The organism is Neochlamydia sp. TUME1 (genome assembly GCF_000813645.1).
Lineage (GTDB): Bacteria > Chlamydiota > Chlamydiia > Chlamydiales > Parachlamydiaceae > Neochlamydia.
Map to the genome: position 1 here is coordinate 1 of NZ_JRXI01000135.1, position 20,373 is coordinate 20,373.

General features: G+C 40.5%; 15 protein-coding genes and 2 tRNA genes. 2 read left to right on the forward strand and 15 right to left on the reverse strand.

Annotation, left to right across the window (positions count from 1 at the left end):
• Positions 1-291 precede the first annotated feature (291 nt).
• From rpoC to infA, 12 genes are all read right to left on the reverse strand, one after another.
• On the reverse strand, positions 292-4,491 hold the full coding sequence (gene rpoC / locus DB41_RS06255) for a DNA-directed RNA polymerase subunit beta' (protein ID WP_039385533.1): 4,200 nt from the start codon (positions 4,489-4,491) through the stop codon (positions 292-294).
• Between the two features lie 21 nt (positions 4,492-4,512).
• Entirely contained in the window at positions 4,513-8,274 is a 3,762-nt protein-coding gene (gene rpoB, locus DB41_RS06260; protein WP_039385564.1) for a DNA-directed RNA polymerase subunit beta, read from the reverse strand.
• A 261-nt stretch (positions 8,275-8,535) separates the two neighbouring features.
• A complete protein-coding gene (rplL, locus tag DB41_RS06265) occupies positions 8,536-8,919 on the reverse strand; it encodes a 50S ribosomal protein L7/L12 (protein WP_039385535.1) in 384 nt (127 codons plus the stop codon).
• A gap of 41 nt (positions 8,920-8,960) precedes the next feature.
• Positions 8,961-9,488 (reverse strand): 50S ribosomal protein L10, encoded by a 528-nt coding sequence (gene rplJ, locus DB41_RS06270; RefSeq protein ID WP_039385537.1) that lies wholly within the window; start codon positions 9,486-9,488, stop codon positions 8,961-8,963.
• Positions 9,489-9,500: 12 nt separating this feature from the next.
• Positions 9,501-10,199, reverse strand: a complete 699-nt coding sequence (gene rplA / locus DB41_RS06275) for a 50S ribosomal protein L1 (protein ID WP_039385539.1) — start codon at positions 10,197-10,199, stop codon at positions 9,501-9,503.
• A gap of 21 nt (positions 10,200-10,220) precedes the next feature.
• Complete coding sequence (rplK, locus tag DB41_RS06280) at positions 10,221-10,649, reverse strand: 50S ribosomal protein L11 (RefSeq protein WP_039385540.1); 429 nt, start codon at positions 10,647-10,649, stop codon at positions 10,221-10,223.
• Between the two features lie 161 nt (positions 10,650-10,810).
• On the reverse strand, positions 10,811-11,359 hold the full coding sequence (nusG, locus tag DB41_RS06285) for a transcription termination/antitermination protein NusG (RefSeq protein ID WP_039385542.1): 549 nt from the start codon (positions 11,357-11,359) through the stop codon (positions 10,811-10,813).
• Positions 11,360-11,380: 21 nt separating this feature from the next.
• On the reverse strand, positions 11,381-11,674 hold the full coding sequence (secE, locus tag DB41_RS06290) for a preprotein translocase subunit SecE (RefSeq protein ID WP_052243957.1): 294 nt from the start codon (positions 11,672-11,674) through the stop codon (positions 11,381-11,383).
• Between the two features lie 40 nt (positions 11,675-11,714).
• Positions 11,715-11,787: transfer RNA gene (locus DB41_RS06295), tRNA-Trp, on the reverse strand.
• 70 nt (positions 11,788-11,857) lie between these two features.
• A complete protein-coding gene (tuf, locus tag DB41_RS06300) occupies positions 11,858-13,042 on the reverse strand; it encodes an elongation factor Tu (RefSeq protein WP_039385543.1) in 1,185 nt (394 codons plus the stop codon).
• Positions 13,043-13,099: 57 nt separating this feature from the next.
• A tRNA-Thr gene (locus DB41_RS06305) sits at positions 13,100-13,171 on the reverse strand.
• 87 nt (positions 13,172-13,258) lie between these two features.
• Positions 13,259-13,477 carry a translation initiation factor IF-1 gene (gene infA, locus DB41_RS06310; protein WP_039385545.1) on the reverse strand — a complete coding sequence of 73 codons (219 nt, stop codon included), beginning with the start codon at positions 13,475-13,477 and terminating at the stop codon, positions 13,259-13,261.
• A 744-nt stretch (positions 13,478-14,221) separates the two neighbouring features.
• Between infA and DB41_RS06315 the strand changes: the two genes are divergently transcribed.
• Positions 14,222-14,647, forward strand: coding sequence for a SufE family protein (locus DB41_RS06315; protein WP_039385546.1), 426 nt, complete (start codon positions 14,222-14,224; stop codon positions 14,645-14,647).
• A 233-nt stretch (positions 14,648-14,880) separates the two neighbouring features.
• Here the strand turns inward: DB41_RS06315 and DB41_RS06320 are convergent, their stop codons facing one another.
• Genes DB41_RS06320 through DB41_RS06330 form a run of 3 tightly spaced genes read right to left on the reverse strand, consistent with a single transcriptional unit; the run spans position 14,881 to position 18,523 of the window.
• Entirely contained in the window at positions 14,881-16,704 is a 1,824-nt protein-coding gene (locus DB41_RS06320; RefSeq protein ID WP_039385548.1) for an Hsp70 family protein, read from the reverse strand.
• A 50-nt stretch (positions 16,705-16,754) separates the two neighbouring features.
• Positions 16,755-17,243, reverse strand: a complete 489-nt coding sequence (locus DB41_RS06325) for a DUF2760 domain-containing protein (protein ID WP_039385549.1) — start codon at positions 17,241-17,243, stop codon at positions 16,755-16,757.
• 11 nt (positions 17,244-17,254) lie between these two features.
• Positions 17,255-18,523 (reverse strand): amino acid permease, encoded by a 1,269-nt coding sequence (locus tag DB41_RS06330; RefSeq protein WP_052243958.1) that lies wholly within the window; start codon positions 18,521-18,523, stop codon positions 17,255-17,257.
• Between the two features lie 362 nt (positions 18,524-18,885).
• Here DB41_RS06330 and DB41_RS06335 point away from each other — a divergent pair, with 362 nt between their 5' ends.
• On the forward strand, positions 18,886-19,617 hold the full coding sequence (locus DB41_RS06335) for an ABC transporter ATP-binding protein (RefSeq protein WP_039385551.1): 732 nt from the start codon (positions 18,886-18,888) through the stop codon (positions 19,615-19,617).
• Positions 19,618-20,373: the final 756 nt, after the last annotated feature.

The window sequence follows — 20,373 nt, forward strand, 5'->3', positions numbered from 1 at the left end:
TTTAAAAGTTTATGATTAAGAATAGTTTGGGATAAACTTTAAGCTAATGAGGATAAAACGAATCCTCTTTGAAATACACACTTTAAATTAGACCTAGTAGCCATGACTTTAAAAAAATGGAGTTATCTAGGCTGCCCTAGTATTAAGGCGACTAGAAAGAAAGATAAGCTTTTTAACTTCTTGCTAAATAAAAAAACTATCCATCAAGTATAGACTCTTGATGGATAGTTAATACGCTTGGCAAAGGGTAGAGAATCACTCCCTCTTTTTAAAGGCAGTGAAGGTAGAAGTTTACACAGAAACTTCTACAGGTTCATCTTCAAAGTCAAACACCAACTCTTCCTCGTGCTCTTTGTCGACAAACTTTTTAACTCGCTTATGATAGGCAAAGCCTGTTCCGCCCGGGATAATGTGTCCCATAATGACGTTTTCTTTAAAGCCCATCAAATAGTCAGTCTTGCCTGCACAAGCAGCTTCTGTCAATACACGGGTAGTATCTTGGAAAGAAGCAGCTGAAATAAAGGATTCGGTGCTCAATGAAGCTTTTGTAATACCCAACAGGACAGGAACCCCTTGCCCGGCTTTACCGCCTTCTTTAATCACCTTATTATTTTCTTGCTCAAATTCTCGCTTGTCTACCTCTTCACCAAACAACATACTTGTATCGCCTGGATCCAGCACACGCACTTTTTTGAGCATCTGGCGTACGATAATCTCAATATGTTTATCATTGATATCCACACCTTGGAGGCGGTAAACCTCTTGTACTTGATTAACAAGATATTTCTGCAGTTCCCGTACCCCACACACTTCAAGAATTTCATGAGGGATGACTATGCCATCAGTCAGCTGTTGGCCCTTGATAACATGGTCGCCACGCTGAACGATTAAGTGCTTAGTGTGAGAAATGAGATGTTCTTCTTCCATTCCTGATACTTCATCACGCACTACGACTATTCGCTTGTTCTTTTGTACACCACGAAAATCTACCACCCCGTCAATTTTAGCTATTTCCGCAGAATCTTTCGGCTTGCGAGCTTCAAAGAGCTCAGCCACACGAGGAAGACCCCCTGTAATATCTTTCGTTTTCAAGGCTCCACGAGGCAATCTAGCAAGAAGCTTACCACCACTAGAATATTGCCCTTCAGCTACTGAAATAATAGCTCCCGAAGGAATAGGATAAGTACCTACAAGCTCTGTACATTCCTTATCGGCGTAGATTACAATTTGAGGATGAAGCTCACCACGGTGCTGCTTGACAACCAATTCCGTCTGACCCGTTTGCTTATTAACATCTCGTTCGGTAGAGATACCTTCCACAAGATCTTCATATTTAACGTAGCCCGGGCGATCGCAAATAATTGGAATATTATGTTGCTCCCACTCAGCAATTTTCTTACCTAGTTTCACTTTTGATCCATCGGGCACTAAAATTTTTGTACCTAATTCTACCGTGAAAGTTTGAAGAGCTTCAATTGATTTTGTGCTAAGCAATTTTTTATATTCTTCAATCGTGCGTCCTTCATCTCGGACAATGTTTAAAGACCCATTTTTGTTCAAGGCAATCCACAATCCTTCATCATTTTGTACGACGCGAAGATCCGTATAGATGACTATTCCTTCTTGTTCGGTAATAATCTCAGGGCTTACACTTGCTGAGGCGATACCACCTAAGTGGAAAGTACGCATGGTCAGCTGTGTACCAGGCTCACCAATAGACTGCGCGGCAATAATACCTACTGCTTCACCCTGCCCAACAGTTCGCCCATTTGCCAAGTTAAGGCCGTAGCATTTTGAACATACTCCCCGGCGTGTTTCGCAGGTTAACACCGAACGAATCCTAATATGTTCAATACCTGAGTCATCAATAGCCTCGGCTTGTAGAATAGTCAAAATATCGCCTGCTCTAGCCAGTAATTTTGTGCTATCCCCGGGCAGATAAATTTCATCAGAGACAGTACGGCCGAAAATACGATCTTTTAAAGGCAATAACTCTTCCTGCCCTTGCTTAATAGCCGATACTTCAATACCATTTAAAGTTCCGCAATCCTCTTCGGTGATGATCACATCTTGGGCCACATCAACTAAACGACGAGTAAGATAGCCGGAGTCAGCAGTTTTCAAAGCTGTATCTGCCAGACCTTTACGGGCACCGTGAGAAGAGATCGAATATTCAAGAACAGTTAACCCTTCGCGGAAGTTTGAGGTAATAGGCGATTCGATAATTGCGCCTGACGGCTTTGCCATCAAACCACGCAATGCACCTAACTGCCTAATCTGTGACTTGTTACCACGTGCGCCGGAATCTAACATCATATACAAAGGGTTACGTTTGGAGTCTTTGACTTCTCCTACAAGTTTAAATAATTCTTCAGAAACTTGTTCAGAGACTTCTGTCCAAATACTGATAGTTTTAGAGTGTCGCTCTCCATCGGTGATAATCCCTTCTTCATACTGCTTTTTAACTTGGGCTACACGCTCATGAGCTTCTTGTAAAATTTTACCTTTAATCTCAGGAATGCGTACATCGCATACTCCCATCGATAAAGCAGCTTTGGTAGCTTCAGAAAAGCCTAAAGATTTTAGATTGTCAAGAAAACGTACTGTGGCTTCCAACCCAGCTTTTTTATAACAATCCATGACTAGCTCTGACATCTTTTTCTTAGGCAAGCTATAATTTTGAAAACCCATTTCTTTAGGTACAATCATATTGAAAAGTACCCGTCCAGGTGTAGTTTCAATAATACCTGCTTCTGTTCTAACTTTGATTAACTCATGAATACGAACGCCACGGCTGTAATGCACTTTATTAGTGGCTTCATTATCAATACGCTTGCCACCTTTTTCGTCTTCATACCAGTTATAACTTCCGCTTGCATTTAAAGCCATTAACACTTCCTGAGCGTCTCGGAAGATACGTATTTTCTGTCCATGCTCTTCAGGAAAATAAAGAGGATCATGCATTAAATAATAAAGGCCGAGGGTCATATCTTGCGAAGGGACAGCTACGGGTTTACCCGAGGAAGGCAAGAAGATATTATCCGGAGCCATCATCAAAAGCTTAGCTTCCAATTGTGCTTCAATGGATAAAGGCACATAAACGGCCATTTGGTCTCCATCAAAGTCAGCATTAAATGCAGCGCAAACTAGAGGATGGATGCGGATAGCTTTTCCTTCTATGAGTACCGGTTCGAAAGCTTGAATACCTAGGCGGTGCAAGGTAGGTGCCCGGTTGAGTAGAACAGGATGCCCTTTAATGATATCTTCCAAGACGTCCCACACCTCGGGTGCATGACGTTGAATCATCTTTTTAGCAGAGCGTATGGTATAAACATAGCCTAAATCTTTCAAGCGTTTCACAATAAAGGGCTCGAATAATTCAAGAGCCATTAGCTTGGGCAAACCACATTGGTTAAACTTTAGCTCAGGGCCCACAATAATCACTGAACGTCCCGAGTAGTCTACCCTTTTACCCAAAAGATTTTGGCGGAAACGTCCTTGTTTACCTTTAAGCATTTCTGATAAGGATTTGAGAGGGCGGTTACCAGCTCCCATCACTGGATGTCCGTGACGGCCATTATCAAACAAAGCATCTACAGCTTCTTGCAGCATACGTTTTTCGTTGCGGATAATCACTTCAGGGGTCTTTAGCTTAAGAATAGCTTTAAGACGATTATTGCGATTGATTACGCGACGGTAAAGATCGTTAAGATCAGAGGTCGCAAATCTACCACCATCTAAAGGAACAAGGGGTCTTAAATCCGGTGGAATGACAGGTACACATGCCATGACCATCCATTCAGGTTTATTAGTAGAGGAAACAAAGCTTTCTACAATTTTAAGACGCTTAGCTAACTTCATGCGCGCTTGCATGGATTTAGTTTTACGTAGCTTTTCTTTCAGCTCAACTAAAACAGATTGTAAATCCTCTGTAGCCAGCAAATCGGCAACAGCTTCAGCACCCATTTTAGCTTTAAAAGAATCTCGGCCATATTGTTCTTGAGCTTCTCGGTATTCGACATCGTTGAGCAATTGTTTTTTCTCAAGGTCTGTATTACCTGGATCTGTAACTACATACTCTTCATAATAAATGACTCTTTCTAAATCGGTGGAAGACATGCCTAAAACATTTCCAATACGCGAAGGCATAGTTTTGAAAAACCAAATATGCACGACTGGTACAGCTAATTCAATATGGGCCATTCTTTCGCGGCGTACTTTGGAGAGAGTAACCTCGACACCACACCGATCGCAAACAATACCCTTATGCTTGATTTTTTTATATTTTCCGCAAGCGCATTCCCAATCGCGTGTAGGACCGAAAATCTTTTCACAGAACAAACCACCTTTTTCAGGCTTAAAAGTTCGATAATTAATCGTCTCAGGCTTTTTAATTTCTCCACGCGACCATTGATTTCTGATGATATCATCAGATGCAATTTTGATCGTGAGCTTATCAAATTGCTGCTCATCTCTTTGATTGTCTGTCATGCTTGTATCCTCTTAATAAATCTATTCAGTTATCACGGATTCTGTGCGAACATCAAGGCCTAAGCCTTGCATCTCTTTTATCAAAACGTTAAAGGATTCGGGTGTTCCTGCTTTAAGCAAATTATCACCTTTAACAATCGATTCGTATATACTTGTACGTCCCGACACGTCATCCGATTTAACCGTAAGTAACTCTTGCAACACATGTGCTGCACCATAAGCTTCAGCCGCCCAAACTTCCATCTCACCAAAGCGCTGCCCTCCCATTTGCGCCTTACCACCCAACGGCTGTTGTGTAACCAGCGAATAAGGTCCTACGGCGCGTGCGTGAATTTTATCAGCCACTAAGTGAGAGAGCTTTAAGATGTAAATGTAACCTACTACTACAGAGTTATCAAAACGTTCGCCTGTACATCCATCGTAGAGATAAAATTTCCCATCTCCTGGCATTCCTTGTGCTCTCATCATTTCCCAGATTTTTTCTTCTGGAAAACCTTCGAAAACAGGACTTTGCACCCAGATTCCTGCAGCACGAGCCGCAAAACCTAAGTGAGTTTCAAAAAGCTGACCCATGTTCATACGAGAAGGCACTCCAAGAGGATTGAGGATGACTTCAATGGGCCGGCCATCTTCCATATAAGGCATATCAGCTTCCCGCACAATTCTTGAGACCACCCCTTTGTTACCGTGGCGGCCTGCCATTTTATCTCCCACTTGTAATTTACGCTTAGAAGCTACGTAAACTTTAACTTGGCGTATAATACCGGGGTCTAAATCAGTATCCCCCTTCCTCATATGCTCTACTTCAGTTTTATACTGAGTGTCCAAGGTTTGCATGGCGATCGTGTAATCATGCAGAATTTGCTTAAGCGTTTGGAAAAGTTCATTATCAGGCGTCAGAAGATCTTCAATGTTCTCTTTTTCAATTGCTTCAATCATCTCTTGATTAATTAAAGCACCTTCTTCGAGAACAACTTCCGCAGTCTTGCGATGAACAATAGTACCTGGAGACATTTCATTTAATAGCAAGGCACCTAAACGTTCGCGCCTTTCTATACGAATTTCATTAAGCTTAGCTTTGTATTCTTTTTGAATATCTTTCAAACGAGAAGCTTCTTCAACTAATTCATCATCGGTTTTAGATAAACGATCTCGCCTGCTGAAGACTTTTACATCCATGACTACGCCTTCAGTGCCGGGAGGCACTGTCAATGAAGCGTCTTTTACATCAGCCGCTTTCTCGCCAAAAATCGCGCGTAATAATCTTTCTTCGGGAGCAAGTTCAGTTTCAGACTTAGGTGTAATTTTACCAACGAGAATATCGCCTGGCTTTACCTCAGCACCTATGCGTATAATACCATCATCTCCTAAATTAAGTAAAGCCTCTTCTGATACGTTAGGAATGTCGCGTGTAATCTCTTCCTTACCCAATTTCGTATCGCGAGCTGTTAATTCAAACTCTTCGATATAAATTGAAGTGAAAGCATCCTCACGTAATAATTTTTCAGAAATGATAATGGCATCTTCAAAGTTATAGCCAAACCAAGGCATAAAGGCTACCAGTACGTTACGCCCAAGTGCAGCTTCACCTTTGTCTGTGGCAGGTCCGTCGGCAATTACATCGCCGGCTTTTATTTTATCTCCTACTTCTACAAGCGGTTGCTGATTAATACAGGTACCGGAGTTAGAACGTAAAAATTTCTTCAACAGATAAACTTTTTTCTCCATCCGATTATCCAAAGGAGAAATGACAATTTTTGTACCATCCACATACTCCACAACCCCTTCTTCTTGCGCTATTACCACGGCGCCAGAATCCCTTGCAGCTCTTGCTTCTAATCCTGTTCCTACCAAAGGCGCTTCAGGTTTTAACAAAGGTACACCTTGACGTTGCATGTTAGAGCCCATCAAAGCGCGGTTAGCATCGTCGTGTTCAAGAAAAGGAATTAGTCCTGTCACAATAGAGACTAACTGTTTGGGGGAAACATCCATATGAGTAACTCTGGATGATTCAATTTCTAGCGGTTCACTGCGATAACGTGCCCATACGATTGAATCAGCAAACATATTATGTTCATCCAGGGTAGCAGAAGCCTGGGCAATTACACAGCGCTCTTCTTGATCTGCAGTCATGTACTCGATCTCTTCTGTGACTATGCCATTTCGCACAATTAGATAAGGGGTTTCAATAAAACCAAACTCATTAATCTTAGCAAAAGAAGATAAAGAGGTAATTAGACCAATATTCGGGCCTTCAGGAGTTTCAATGGGACAAATTCTTCCATAGTGGCTTGTATGCACGTCGCGCACTTCAAAGCCAGCGCGGTCTCGATTTAGGCCGCCAGGTCCAAGCGAAGAAAGACGACGTTTGTGGGTAAGCTCAGCAATGGGGTTAGTTTGATCCATAAACTGAGACAATTGTGAGCGACCAAAGAAGTCTTTAAGCACACCCGAAAGGCCTTTTGCGGAAACAATTTTACCAGGAGTCAAGGTATCCGAAGACAGATCAAAAAGATTCATTCTTTCTCGAATAATTTTCTCCATACGAGCCAAGCCAATACGACATTGGTTTTGAATTAATTCGCCCACAGAACGTACGCGACGATTACCTAAATGGTCAATATCATCAATATTAACATCATCGCGACCTTGCTTAAGACGAATTAGATATTTTAAAGCACCAATCACATCTTCTTTCGTCAAAGTGACTGTTTGGAGTTGTTCATCAGTAAGCTCCAGGCCCAATTTTGAGTTAAGCTTATAACGACCTACACGGCCTAAATTATAGCGCTTGGGATCAAAGAATAAACGCATAATAGCAGAACGGGCGTTCGACAAAGTAGCAGGTTCACCAGGACGAATTTTGCGATAAAAATCTTTCAAAGCCGATTCATAGGAATCTGTAGAATCCTTTGCTAACATTTTAATGATAGGGCTTGTTTCATCCGCATCTTCAGCAATGCGAATAACTTCAATACCTGAGTCTATCATTCGCTTTAACATGGCTGTAGTTAATTTTTCTGCTGCTTTACCAAATATTAAACCACTATCTTCATCGATAACGTCTTGCGCAAGGATTTTACCTACATATTTAACAAATTCTTTTTCGTTTTTAATCTTAACTTTGCGGGTACTAAAAAATTCTTCAATAATATCTGTATTGGTCGAGTATCCCAACGCACGAATAAAAGTTGTGGCCAAAATCTTACGACGTCTTTTCTTACGATCGATGTAGATATGGATAAGATCATTGCTATCAAATGCGCCTTCTAGCCAGCTTCCCCTGTAAGGAATAATGCGGAAAGAATAGATAACATTTCCTCTTGTATGCCGCTCCTGCTCAAAGCTAATTCCAGGAGAGCGATGCAACTGAGAAACAACCACGCGCTCAGCACCATTAATAATAAAGGTACCTTTATCCGTCATTACAGGGATAGTGCCCATGTACACTTCTTCTTCCTTGATCCCTGTCTCGTCTGTTAAACGAAACTTAACCTTTAGCGTGACGTTATAAGAAATTCCTCGGCGAATACACTCCTCGGGAGTATACTTAGGAACACCAAGGCTATAAGAGATGTATTCTAAAATAGTCTTTTCGTCATAAGACTTAATAGGAAACAGCTCGCTAAACACCTCCTGCAAACCGATATTTTCGCGCTCATCCGCGAACTTATTAGCTTGAAGGAACTGATTGTAAGATTTTATTTGGATTTCAATAAGGTTCGGAAGATCAATAATTTCTTTTTTATTGATAAAACTCATGCGTTGCGGCGGCCTTTTCAACATTCTGAAGGTCTCCCTGTGTAACTTAACTTAATTGTTTGGATGATAGGTATGGAATTAAAGATAGACTGATATTTACTCATAGTATCTACCACTAGCCATACAGCATGGATATATCGACTATATTTTTCAAGAACCAAAATATCAATTCCTAATTTACAGTTTTAATTCTATACCAAAAAGCCAAACTTAAAAATAGATGAGCCCAGGTAGGGGAATACTAATTCCCCTACCTGGGTGATAAAACTCAAAAAAACTTTCTTAGAGTCCTTTGAGTGTAACCTTAGCACCTGCAGTTTCTAGCTTCTTCTTAATATCTTCAGCTTCTGCCTTTGGGGCTGTTTCTTTGACCACTTTTGGAGCACCGTCTACTAGTTCTTTAGCTTCTTTTAAGCCAAGACCTGTAATCTCGCGTACAACCTTAATGACACCGATTTTTTTATCAGCTGGGGATTCAACCAAAGTCACTTGAAAATCAGTTGCTTCTGGAGCAGCAGGCGCAGCAGCTGCAGGTGCAGCAACTGCCACAGCAGCAGCAGCGGCCTTAACGCCCCACTTGTCTTCAAGCATAGTTTTCAACTCAGACATCTCTAATACGCTCAATTCGCTGAGGGTATTGACTAAATCTTCTGTTTTTTTACTCACAGTACTACCTCTTTAATTTCTAAAAACTTTATGTTAATGGGTTAATTATTATCTTCGCCGGCTTGCTTACATTTATTGTCCAAACAGTAAACCACGCTTGACAACACTGCATCCATGACTGCCAATGTCTCAGACATCGGTGCTTGAAGAACGCCAAGTAGCTGCGCACGCATTTCATCTTTATTGGGCAGCTTAGCTAAGGCCTCCATTTCAGCTGCATTGTACAGTTGGCCTTCAAAACGGCCACCAATCACTTCAACAACTTTACCATTGTCCTGGCTAAACTTATATACATACTTTGCTGTATCAAGCGGCTCATGCCCTGCCAAAACAATTCCTATATGCCCTTCTAGTGAGTCTACATCTATATCAAGCCCTGCTGCTTTAGCTGCTTTCACTAAAATACGCTTACGCACAACTTCAATGAAGCCACCCTGCTTAGCTAGGTCGCCACGAAATTCGTTAGCTTTATTAGCTGTAAAGCCTTTGTAGCGCATGATCAAAAAAGAATCATTTTTCTGAAGATGATCTTGTACTTCATCTAAAAGGAGCTGCTTTTCTTCTCTCATAAAATAACTCCTTTAAGCTTGCTCAATTGCACGCAGGTCGATTTTTAAGCCGGGCCCCATCGTAGAGGAGAGGTACGCAGACTTCATAAATTGTCCCTTCGCTGCAGCTGGTTTGGACTTTTGCACAGCATGCAAAAATGCCATTATGTTTTCTTCAAGTTTATCATGCGCAAAAGACAGCTTACCCAATCCATTGTTAATCATACCATGGCGATCCACTTTGAACTCAATTTTACCGGCTTTGAGCTCATGAATAGCTTTAACGATATCAGTGGTTACGGTTCCAGCTTTGGGTGTTGGCATGAGTCCTCGAGGGCCAAGAACTTTACCTAACTTACCTACTTCACGCATCATATCTGGGGTGGCAATAACGGCATCAAAGCCGCTCCATCCCCCGCTAACTTTTTCTAAAAGTTCATCGTCACCTGCGTAGTCGGCTCCAGCTGCTAAGGCCTCTTTAACCTTTTCACCTCTGGCAAAAACGAGTATTGAAATCGTTTTTCCTGTACCATTCGGTAGTGATACAGTTCCGCGGACATGTTGATCCGTTCTACGAGGGTCCACGCCCATTTTTAAAGCCACGTCAAGCGTCTGATCAAATTTAACAGGCGGACATTTCTTTAAAATTTCGACAGCTTCTTTAACAGTGTATGTCTTAGTCACATCCACTTGTTTTGCTGCCTCCCGAATTCTTTTGCTTTGGCGACCCATATTCTCTTTTTGTTTATAAGTTTATTCAGCGACTAACTCTAAGCCCATGGAACGTGCTGTTCCTAGAACGATATGTGTAGCAGCTTCTAAATCGCGCGCATTCATGTCTTGAATTTTTTCTTCAGCCACTTTTAGCGCTTGCGCCTTAGTAATTTTGCCCACTTTGTCTCGATTAGGTACGGCCGACCCTTTTGCTACGCCTGTTGCTTTTTTCAATAGTTCTGCTACAGGGGGCTTTTTTGTAATAAATGTGAAGCTTTTATCAGCATACACAGTGATGACGACGGGCAAAATATCTCCTGCCATCGCCTGAGTTTTAGCATTATATTCCTTGCAAAATGCCATAATATTCACACCGGCAGAACCGAGTGCTGGACCAATAGGTGGAGCTGGATTAGCTTTCCCTGCTGGAATTTGCAACTTAATAATTTTAACAACTTTTTTTGCCATAATTTCCTTCTATCCACCATTCATCTTAACATGTGACACCCCGAGGCAGGGAACTGAAGCAGCTAAAGCATCAAGGCTGGGTTTTTTGTCACACTCATTTTATATTATCTTATTGACATCTTCATGATAGTGCTATTTAAAACCCTATCTCTTTATGATCTCTAGCTTGATTCTGCTTCTTCGTTAATTTCTTCCACTTGTACAAATTCTAGATCATCCACACGTGTATCACGCCCGAAAATAGAAACTAATACACTCAAACGGCCTTTATCATGGAAGACTTCAGAGACGGTTCCAATAAAGTTAACGAATACACCATCGATAATTTTAACTTTGTCGCCTATTTCAAACTTGTGGCGCTGAGTAACTTTTTGTTTTTTATCTTCCAAATCTCTAAGAATTTCTTCAACCTCTGCATCAGATAAAGCTGTAGGTTTGTCTCCACCTAAAAACTCAATGACTCCTGCAGTCTGCTTAACATAATGCCAAGACTCATCCGTCAGAGTCATTTTTACAAGGAGATAACCCGGCCATAAACGTCTTTCAATAATTTTCTGTTGTCCTTTTTTGACCTCAGAAACATTTTCAATGGGCAGCAATATTTTTTCGATAAGCTCGCTCATGCCTTTGAGGTCTCGGTGCTCCTCTAATGCTTTCTTGACTTTTTTTTCATGTGTAGAGAAAACCTGTACGACATACCATTTGTGCATTTACCACCGCCGTTATTAATCTTAAACTACTAAACGCAGAGCCGACTCTAAAAACCAAAGGCACGCTTGAATGAGTAAATCCATAAAATATATACCCATCCCACAAAAAAAAGTGGCACCGACCACAATAAGAGTATAAGTTTTTAATTCTTCCGGATTCGTCCAGTTAATACGTTTAAGTTCAGCTTTAATTTCACTAATAAAGTCGGCTACTTGTATTTTTTTATGAGCCGCCAAAGTTTCTTTATTTTTAGAGGTATTAAGGGCAGGCTGTTGTTTTTTCTTTGCTTCCATTGATTTTACTTCGACTACCATATTTTACCTCCAATATACTCTCGTTGTGATTACTTCACTACGAGTGCGGAGGGATTCGAACCCCCGACCGGCGGCTTTGGAGACCGCTGCTCTACCAGCTGAGCTACACACCCTCATCAATAAGGTAAGTGTGTAGAAAATTGTAGGCTACCCACCTATTTCTCTACACACTCACACTAACACTTACTTGATAATCTCTGATACTGTACCAGCACCGATAGTATGTCCGCCTTCACGAATAGCAAAGCGCATACCTTTTTCCATAGCCACTGGAGCAATTAATTTAACGATAATTTCCACGTTATCACCAGGCATCACCATTTCTACACCTGCTGGCAATTCAATGGTACCGGTTACGTCTGTCGTACGGAAGTAAAATTGAGGACGATAACCTGTGAAGAAAGGTTTCTTACGGCCACCTTCTTCTTTAGTCAACACGTATACAGGCGCTTTGAACTCAGTATGAGGAGTGCAAGTACCCGGAGCTGCTAATACCATTCCACGCTCGATATCCGTCTTTTCAAGACCGCGAAGAAGAAGACCGACGTTTTCACCGGCACGTGCTTCATCCATAGACTTGTTAAACATCTCTACCCCTGTCGCTACAGTATCGCGTGTTTCACCTAGCCCGACCAACTGTAACTTATCGTTTAATTTGACTATTCCTCGCTCTACACGACCAGTAGCTACTGTACCACGTCCAGAAATTGAGAACACATCTTCAACAGGCATTAAGAAAGGCTTATCAATTTCTCGTGTAGGTGTAGGAATTTGCTGATCAACAGTACGCATTAAGTGCTTAACTGCTTCCACATATTTCTCATCCCCTTCGAGAGCTTTTAAGGCAGATCCTCTAACAATAGGCACATCTTTATAGCCTTTAGATTCGAGTAACTCATGCAATTCTAATTCCACCAAGTCAAGCAACTCTTGATCGCTTTCACCTAGCATATCTACTTTGTTAAGAAAGACAACAATCGCAGGAACTTGCATCTGACGAGCCAATAAGATATGCTCGCGCGTTTGAGGCATAGCACCATCTGTAGCAGCTACCACAAGTATAGCACCATCCATTTGTGCAGCACCAGTAATCATGTTTTTTACATAATCAGCGTGACCTGGGCAGTCAACGTGTGCATAGTGACGAGCATCAGTTTCATATTCCACGTGAGTGGAGTTGATAGTGATACCACGTGCTTTTTCTTCAGGTGTATTATCGATTGAAGCATAGTCTCTAAAAGTTGCTCCGCCTGCTTCAGCCAATACTTTTGTTATAGCGGCTGTTAGGGTTGTTTTGCCATGGTCGACGTGGCCAATAGTGCCCACGTTTACGTGAGGCTTATTACGTTGAAATGATTGTTTTGCCATTATATCCTCCGTTAAACTCCAGTAAGGACGTTAATATATTTATTTTTTTTCTTTTTTTGCCCAGAAAAGGAATTGAACCTTCGACCGCTTGCTTACCATGCAAGTGCTCTACCACTGAGCTATCTGGGCAAGCAATTTTTGTCTGCAAACTCAAAAGCATAAAAGTTTAGCTTTTTTTATATAAAAGATCAACAATTATCAGGATCTTCCCTATTCTTAACGTTGGCGGAAAATTATCCGAGCTTTCGTTAAATCATAAGGAGACATTTCTACAGTCACCACATCTCCTACTAAAACACGAATATTTTTCATTCGCATTTTTCCACACAGATGGGCTATCACCTTTAAGCCATTTTGTAAGGACACTCTAAAGGTCATATTTGGAAGTAGCTCTTCTACAGTGCCGTCCAATTTAATAGTATCTTCTTTTGCCATGCTATATTTGGGTTTATGTCTTTGAAGAAATAGAAACGATTTATTTAGTGTAGAATAAATTAACACAAATTTGTTAAATGTCAAGCATAAATGTAAAATCCATGAAAATTATTTTACTCTTGGAGATATCACTTGGCTAATCTCCTTCTAGCTTTTCTGCTATATTGCAAACCCCCTCTTGTAAGGACGGTTTTTTATATTTATCTTAAGGCTTAAGGACTCAACGTCTACATTTTGTTAAGAATTTTTGATTGTACTTCTCTTTGCCTAACATTCTTACATGACCTAATGAATATTTAAAACCAGTCTTCTGCAAGCTATTTCTGCAGGTAACTTACCAGTACTTTTATCTTCACTAGTCCCTTTTAAGCTATTCCTATTTCTCTTTGCGAATAAGGATAAAAAAAACACTTCTCTTTTAAATTTTTCAGTTTAGGGGAACGGAGGTTAAACATTACTCTAGAGGATTAAAAGCTGACCTATGAAACATACATAGCTAGAGAAAAATTTAATATGGTAAATAAACGATAGGAGAGCTATTCTTTTCTAAGATTGTCAATCACTTCCCGCGGGCTCTTTATTAAAAAATATGGGCGATAACTTAAAAGCTTTTATTTTTTGCAAAAACTTGCTAACTGCGGTTTATTTAAACTTGGTTAAGTTTGCTATTCCTTAAATTTTTTAGCTTTAAGATAAAGTAGATAGTAGAGCTATATATTAAATTTGATAAAATATTGTTTCCTTATGTCACCAACCTTTGAAAGAAAGCAAAACGAATTAAAAGCTCTTTTTGTAGCTTGTCCTAATGAAGAATCTAAATACAAAAAGATCATTGAAATGGGTCGAACACTAACGAAGCCGAAACTCCATCGCAAAACCTCTGAGAATATTGTTAAAGGCTGCCAAAGTGCCATGTATTTACACTCTTTTTTAAAAGAGGGAAACGTCTATTTTGAAGTAGAGTCTGAAGCTTTAATTTCTGCCGGGCTAGCAGCTCTTCTTGTGTATGTCTATAATGGAGAGACACCAGAATCTATTTTAACCTGTGCACCCACATTCTTAGAAGACTTGGGTATTCGTGCTAGCCTAACACCTAGCCGTGCCAACGGCCTCTACAGTGTACATCTACGCATGAAACAAGATGCCCTCCGATTATTAACAGCTAAGTAAATAGCTTATTGCCCGCTAACCTAAATATTAAATTTTCTTAATTCAAGCCTCTACCCGCTTCTTGCAGGGCTTTTGCAATTTTACAGGTAGGGTCAGTTTTAAGTTATCTAAAAGAAGAGAAGTGTAAATTTAAGATGCAAAGCACTTAAGACAGGATGAAAAAACTAAAACTTCAGGTCACTTAAAGAAAAAGTCCCGCAATCTTTTTTATTGGCTGGCAGCTAACTACTTCATCAAGACGGATTTATTTCCTTACGTGTTTCAAATTCCAGCTTCCATTGACGTCCATCTGCTGATACACACCATAGCTCCAGGACACCCAATTCTGTCATCCGAGACTTTAACTTAACATTAATCACTTTTCCATCTCCTTCCATACGGTCCAGGCAGGCTTCCATGCTAGGTAACTCGGTCAGCTCCTGTTTCCAATTTTTAACTACGGTTCCTACTAAAGGTTCTATACCATTGGACAACGTTTTAGTTGCATGGCTAAAAAAGCGAAAGGTAGCTGTCTGCCCTACGACGAGGGCAAATTCTTGGCCTGGTAAATCTTGTTCTGAGCCTTCCTCCATGCCAAAAGGTACTACACACACAGCTTTAAGAGAGGGTGTAATACCGGGCACGGCCAAGGTAGCCTCTTCTACGCCTACATAAAAACTGCGGCTTGTACCGCTTTTAATTCTTATAGCCTGCCCTCGACAAGCAAGTCCATAGCTAACAGCTCCATAGCTCACAGCATAATCCAGATCGCCGTCTGCGAATACTTTTACCGTTTCTCTATGCATTTTTGTAGCCCAATAATTAAGTTGCTCTACCACTCTTTGGCAAAATGCTTCTGCTTTCATGGTTCCCCCGTTAAAGAGGACAGCGGTAGGCATTAGAAAATTATCCATGCTCGAGCTTTCACTTTCACCGGTCATAGACAAAAATTTAGCTAATTGACAAGTTATACGCGCATCTTGCGCATAAGGTAAGCCAATCTGCTGCAAGCCTAAACGTTTTTCATGATGAGCACGCTCTTCGAGAGGCACTATAGGCATAAAACCTTGCAAAATTAATTCTTGGGCTTCTGGCAAGGTTATAAATGTTTTTAAAGAATTGGCTATTAGTTTACGTCCTCTCCCCATGATAGTGATGTCCACTTGCTGAGGGGGTTCTGCCGAAAACAGTTGCTCCTTTGCTTGCCGGCAAGCATGTGTTAAAGCTTTAAGCTGCCACTCATCAATAGAATGGCCTTGCTCTTCTAATTTAGATTTTGCAAGGTAAGCTAACGCTAGATCCATATTGTCTCCACCCAGTAATAGATGAGATCCTACGGCAATGCGGTTTAATCCTACCTCTCCTTCTTGGTCAATTACGGAGATGACACTAAAATCGGTAGTTCCTCCCCCAATATCTACTACTAAAATATGATCTCCCACTTTAAGGATTTTACGCCATTCCTGGGCATGCCTATGCAACCATGCATAAAAGGCTGCCTGAGGTTCTTCCAGAAGAATAATAGCGGGATATTCTGCTAAAGCTGCAGCTTCTTCGACAAGTTGGCGAGCTCGCGGATCAAAAGAGGCAGGAACCGTAATTAGGATCTGCTGCTCTTTAAATGGAACTTGTGGCATGCTTTTTTCCCATGCTAAACGCATGTGCCGCAATAATTCCGAACAAGCTTGCAAAGGACTTATTTTTGAGCTCTCTTCGTCCAAATCTGTAGGAAGGAGGGGGGCATGGGGATTGATGCCAGGATGACAAAGCCAGGATTTTGCTGATGAGATGAGTCGAGCAGGCAGCTCAGCCCCTCTATTACGAGCATACGATCCTACACACTTATCAGAGCTAAAAAAATCTGCTAGCTCTAGAGGAATTGCAGAAAGCTCCTCTGATAAGGGAAAATATAAAAAAGAGGGAAGAGCTTTACTCTCACCTAAGGTTGTAGCCTCCATGACCTGTGGAATAGAAAATTGATGAATGACGGAGCTATTATCATCAGCTTGCGTATAAGCTAAAGTACAATTAGTCGTTCCAAGATCAATACCGATAATATAATGGCTAGAAGAGACCATGATTAAAATACCTTATATACAATATATAGAGAGAAAAATAGTTTCTTTAATTATCCTTTAACTTCAATTTCTGCAGGGCAAATAATTTCGGAGGCTTGTTCTGCCATTTTCATGGGCAAAGATCGTTTATGAGCTTTCCAGCCTTGGTGAACAATAGTCCCTATGTAGGGAGGCTCCCCCTTAACTTGGCCCGATACTTTTATAGCTGTAGTATCATATCCTTTGGGTACTGTAACCATTGCTCCCTCTTTTTCTAGCATGATAGGACGTATGGTTACCAGTTCTTCCAAGTTCTTACTACATTCTTGATGTATTTGGCGTACAGCCGCACCTACCTGAGCATCAGTAAAAGCATGAATATCTTCTTTTAAAAAATCAATAAGCCGCCCTGACTGTTGCAATAAAGCAAGCAAGCGCAAATGTGAATAGTCTTGCTTGGTACTGTCTAAATTTTTCACCGAATCGTCTAAAAAAACTAGAGCCTTAGTGGGCTCCTTCCAAGCTTTAATAAATGCTTTTATAGCTAATAAAAAACGCATGACAATTTCTCCTAAATGTCGATTCTTTTTTCGATTAGTTCATAGGCTTCATACACAGAAGATAAATACCCGGTGTGTACAAAAATCTCAAGCAATAAACATAGAAGAAAAAATATAAATACTACGCTTAGTAGTAATTTTCCTCCCGGCACGCGAAAATAAGCTGGATATCCTTTAGAATACCGCCCTACCCAGACCATTAAAACAGGAATAAAGCCATTTAAGATTGTATCCCCATAACCGCCCGAAGAATCTAAAGCGACGACAAACACTCTCTCAAATTGAGTAGCAAAAACAAGGGTAGGCATGATGATTAAGATGCCTAATATTACGTTTCCCATTCCTATTTTTTTAATTTTTAATCCATCGGAAAGGAAATCAAATAGCCCTAAAGCAATTCCCAAAAAAGAAGTGACAACGGCAAAAAAAGCAAAAAAATGGGCAATACTTGCTACATACTTTCCGTGCACATGCTCATTTAAAAAAAGGGTGGCAGGCTTGCCATCTATCAAGGCTTGAGCCAAGCCATGGGTTCCTTCTACAGGAACAATACCTAGCATCATACATTGCCATAAAGCATAGATCATAAAGGTGATAGAGGTCCCTCCAATAATTGCTAAACGTAAGCCTTTTAAATTCTTTTTTAAATAAGGGGTCAAACTTGGGACCATTGTTTGATAGCTGAAAGAGGCCAACATTAAAGGAATAGCTAATAGAAAACCGGTCCAATGACTATATTTCAAATAAGTAACTTGCACTTCAGGCATCCCTATGCTAATTAAGGCTACATAGGAAGCAAGCATAGCCATAAATAAAATTGCATTGACTCGACCTACAATGGCACTCCCTAAATATAGGACGAGTCCAAAAGTTAAGATATAGATCGTACACCCTAGTTCTTTAGTCAAGGGAATATCAAAAATGCTGCCGAACGCGAGGGCTAGCTGATGGCCTCCTGCTGCTGTATAGGCAACAAGCGAGGCATAACAAATAAAGAGATAGAGAATCCAGCTAATCCAACGTCCAACATTTCCTAAAAGACGATGTGTCATGGTATCGACATGGACACCTTCTTCCATCCACAGGCTAACTTCCAATAAAAGTAAACCTGTAATTGTCATCATTATCCAACAGATAACCATGACCACTAAAGAAGGTATAAAACCATTCACACCCGTGGCAACAGGCAAAGCAAGCATTCCTCCGCCAATACAACAACCCGCTACAAGAAACATAGCTGACAAAACGGTTCCTTTAGAAGGAACGTGACTTTTTTCCACAACTCTCCTTAATGAATTTTAAAATTAGTGAAATGATCATAGATAATTTAGTGATAGTCATCAAGAGGAAACACCTATAGAACTAATAGTAGGGCACCATCCAATCTAATTTATCTTTTACCTCCTTAAAAGTTAGCCAAACTCTCTACTTCTTTCCTTTCCAGGAGGATACTTTCAGGACGCCAAAGGAGATGGAGATAAAAAATTTTCTAAGCTTTCCCGTAGAGATTGTTATAATAACAAACTTCCCCCAGCAACCCATCTATTCATTCAATGTTCTTGAAAGGTAGTCGATACATCTTTAAGCTTGTGTTTCATTCAATCCTCTCTTTTATTAAGATAAAAAGACTCAACGAGTGAATATGCCAGCATTCTTATTAAAAATTCAAAATCTCTCTTTTTCTTTCGGAGAAAAAAAGATACTAAAAAATCTTTCGTTAGATATATCACCTAACGAAGTTATTTCTTTAGTAGGATGGTCAGGATCAGGGAAAACGACTCTCTTTAAACTCCTCGCAGGCATATTACCGCTCGAAACAGGAGTTATTAGCGTGGTCACAGGTCAACCTGCAGAATCCATTGCTTTTATGGCGCAAGAAGATCTATTGCTTCCTTGGAGAACCATTCTAGAAAACTTACTCCTCCCTACAGAATTAGGGAAAAAGCCTTCTTCTAGCTTATCCCTCCAGCAAAAAGCATTAAGCCTGCTCTCAGAAATGGGCCTCAAAGAAAGTGCTAACCTATATCCTGAGCAACTTTCTGGAGGAATGCGCCAAAGGGCTTCTCTCGCCCGTGCTCTTTTGCAACAACGCCCTCTTCTACTGCTAGACGAGCCTTTTAACAAGCTAGATGTAGTGCTTCGTGAGCAGGTTTATGAACTATTACGTAAAATCAAAGAGAAATTAAATTGTACGATTTTAATGAACACCCACGACTTCCGTGATGCTATTTATCTGGCAGATCGGATTTTATTGCTGCATGATGGGAGTATTCATAAGATATGGAAAATAGAAAATAAGCTGCGTCGTGATCCGCTTCATTATGCAACCCTTTCAGAGGAAATCCGGCAGGCCCTCTTTAATTTGATAGATTAAGCTTGATAAGTATGAACTTTTAATTTTCCTCCTCTAAATGGCCTTGTTAGATAAATAATCTAGTAGGTCGTTTGTTTTAAGGCCGAGCCTTATGCTACTAAATTAGCACCCATTGTCTTTTAGATATTCCAATTCTTCCATCTATTTCGTAGAGCAGCATTTAAATTATAAAGCATGCTTGCTGATAGGCCACTTTCCTAAAGAAAAAATTCCCTCCCAAGTCCTAAATGACTTTCAAAGTATTATTTCTTTTTTCTCCATCCAAGTCTTGCCAGTCTTTGGCTTAAGGTTCCTCCTCCTCGCGGAGGGGCTAAAGGATTTATACTCCGAATATAAGATGATGGGTAGAAAGATTATCTATCATAAGCTTCCTGTCTCTAAGGAATTTTTAGGCTCTTTGGCAACTTAAAGGATCATCGAGTTTGTTATTAATTCATCTGCTTTATTGCTCTTTATCAAATCCCTCAAAATAATCTCCTATAGATTTGGACAAATGCTTAAGTGAATCTTTCTTCAAATCCTCCGCTTGTCATTCCCATGCTGGCAAACTTTGCATTCTCCTTCGCCTTACAGAGCTTCATCCCACAAAAATCAAAGGCTATGTCTGTTATGGAAGGGTATGGCTTAACTTCTTCACGTTCTTGCCCAAGCTCTTTAGTGCATCTACAGATGCATATCTAATTAGGATGGACGAATAGTAAGCAACCTTGAGTATTAACCCGCATAGAATATGCCTCTGCTAACTTTATTAAGCAT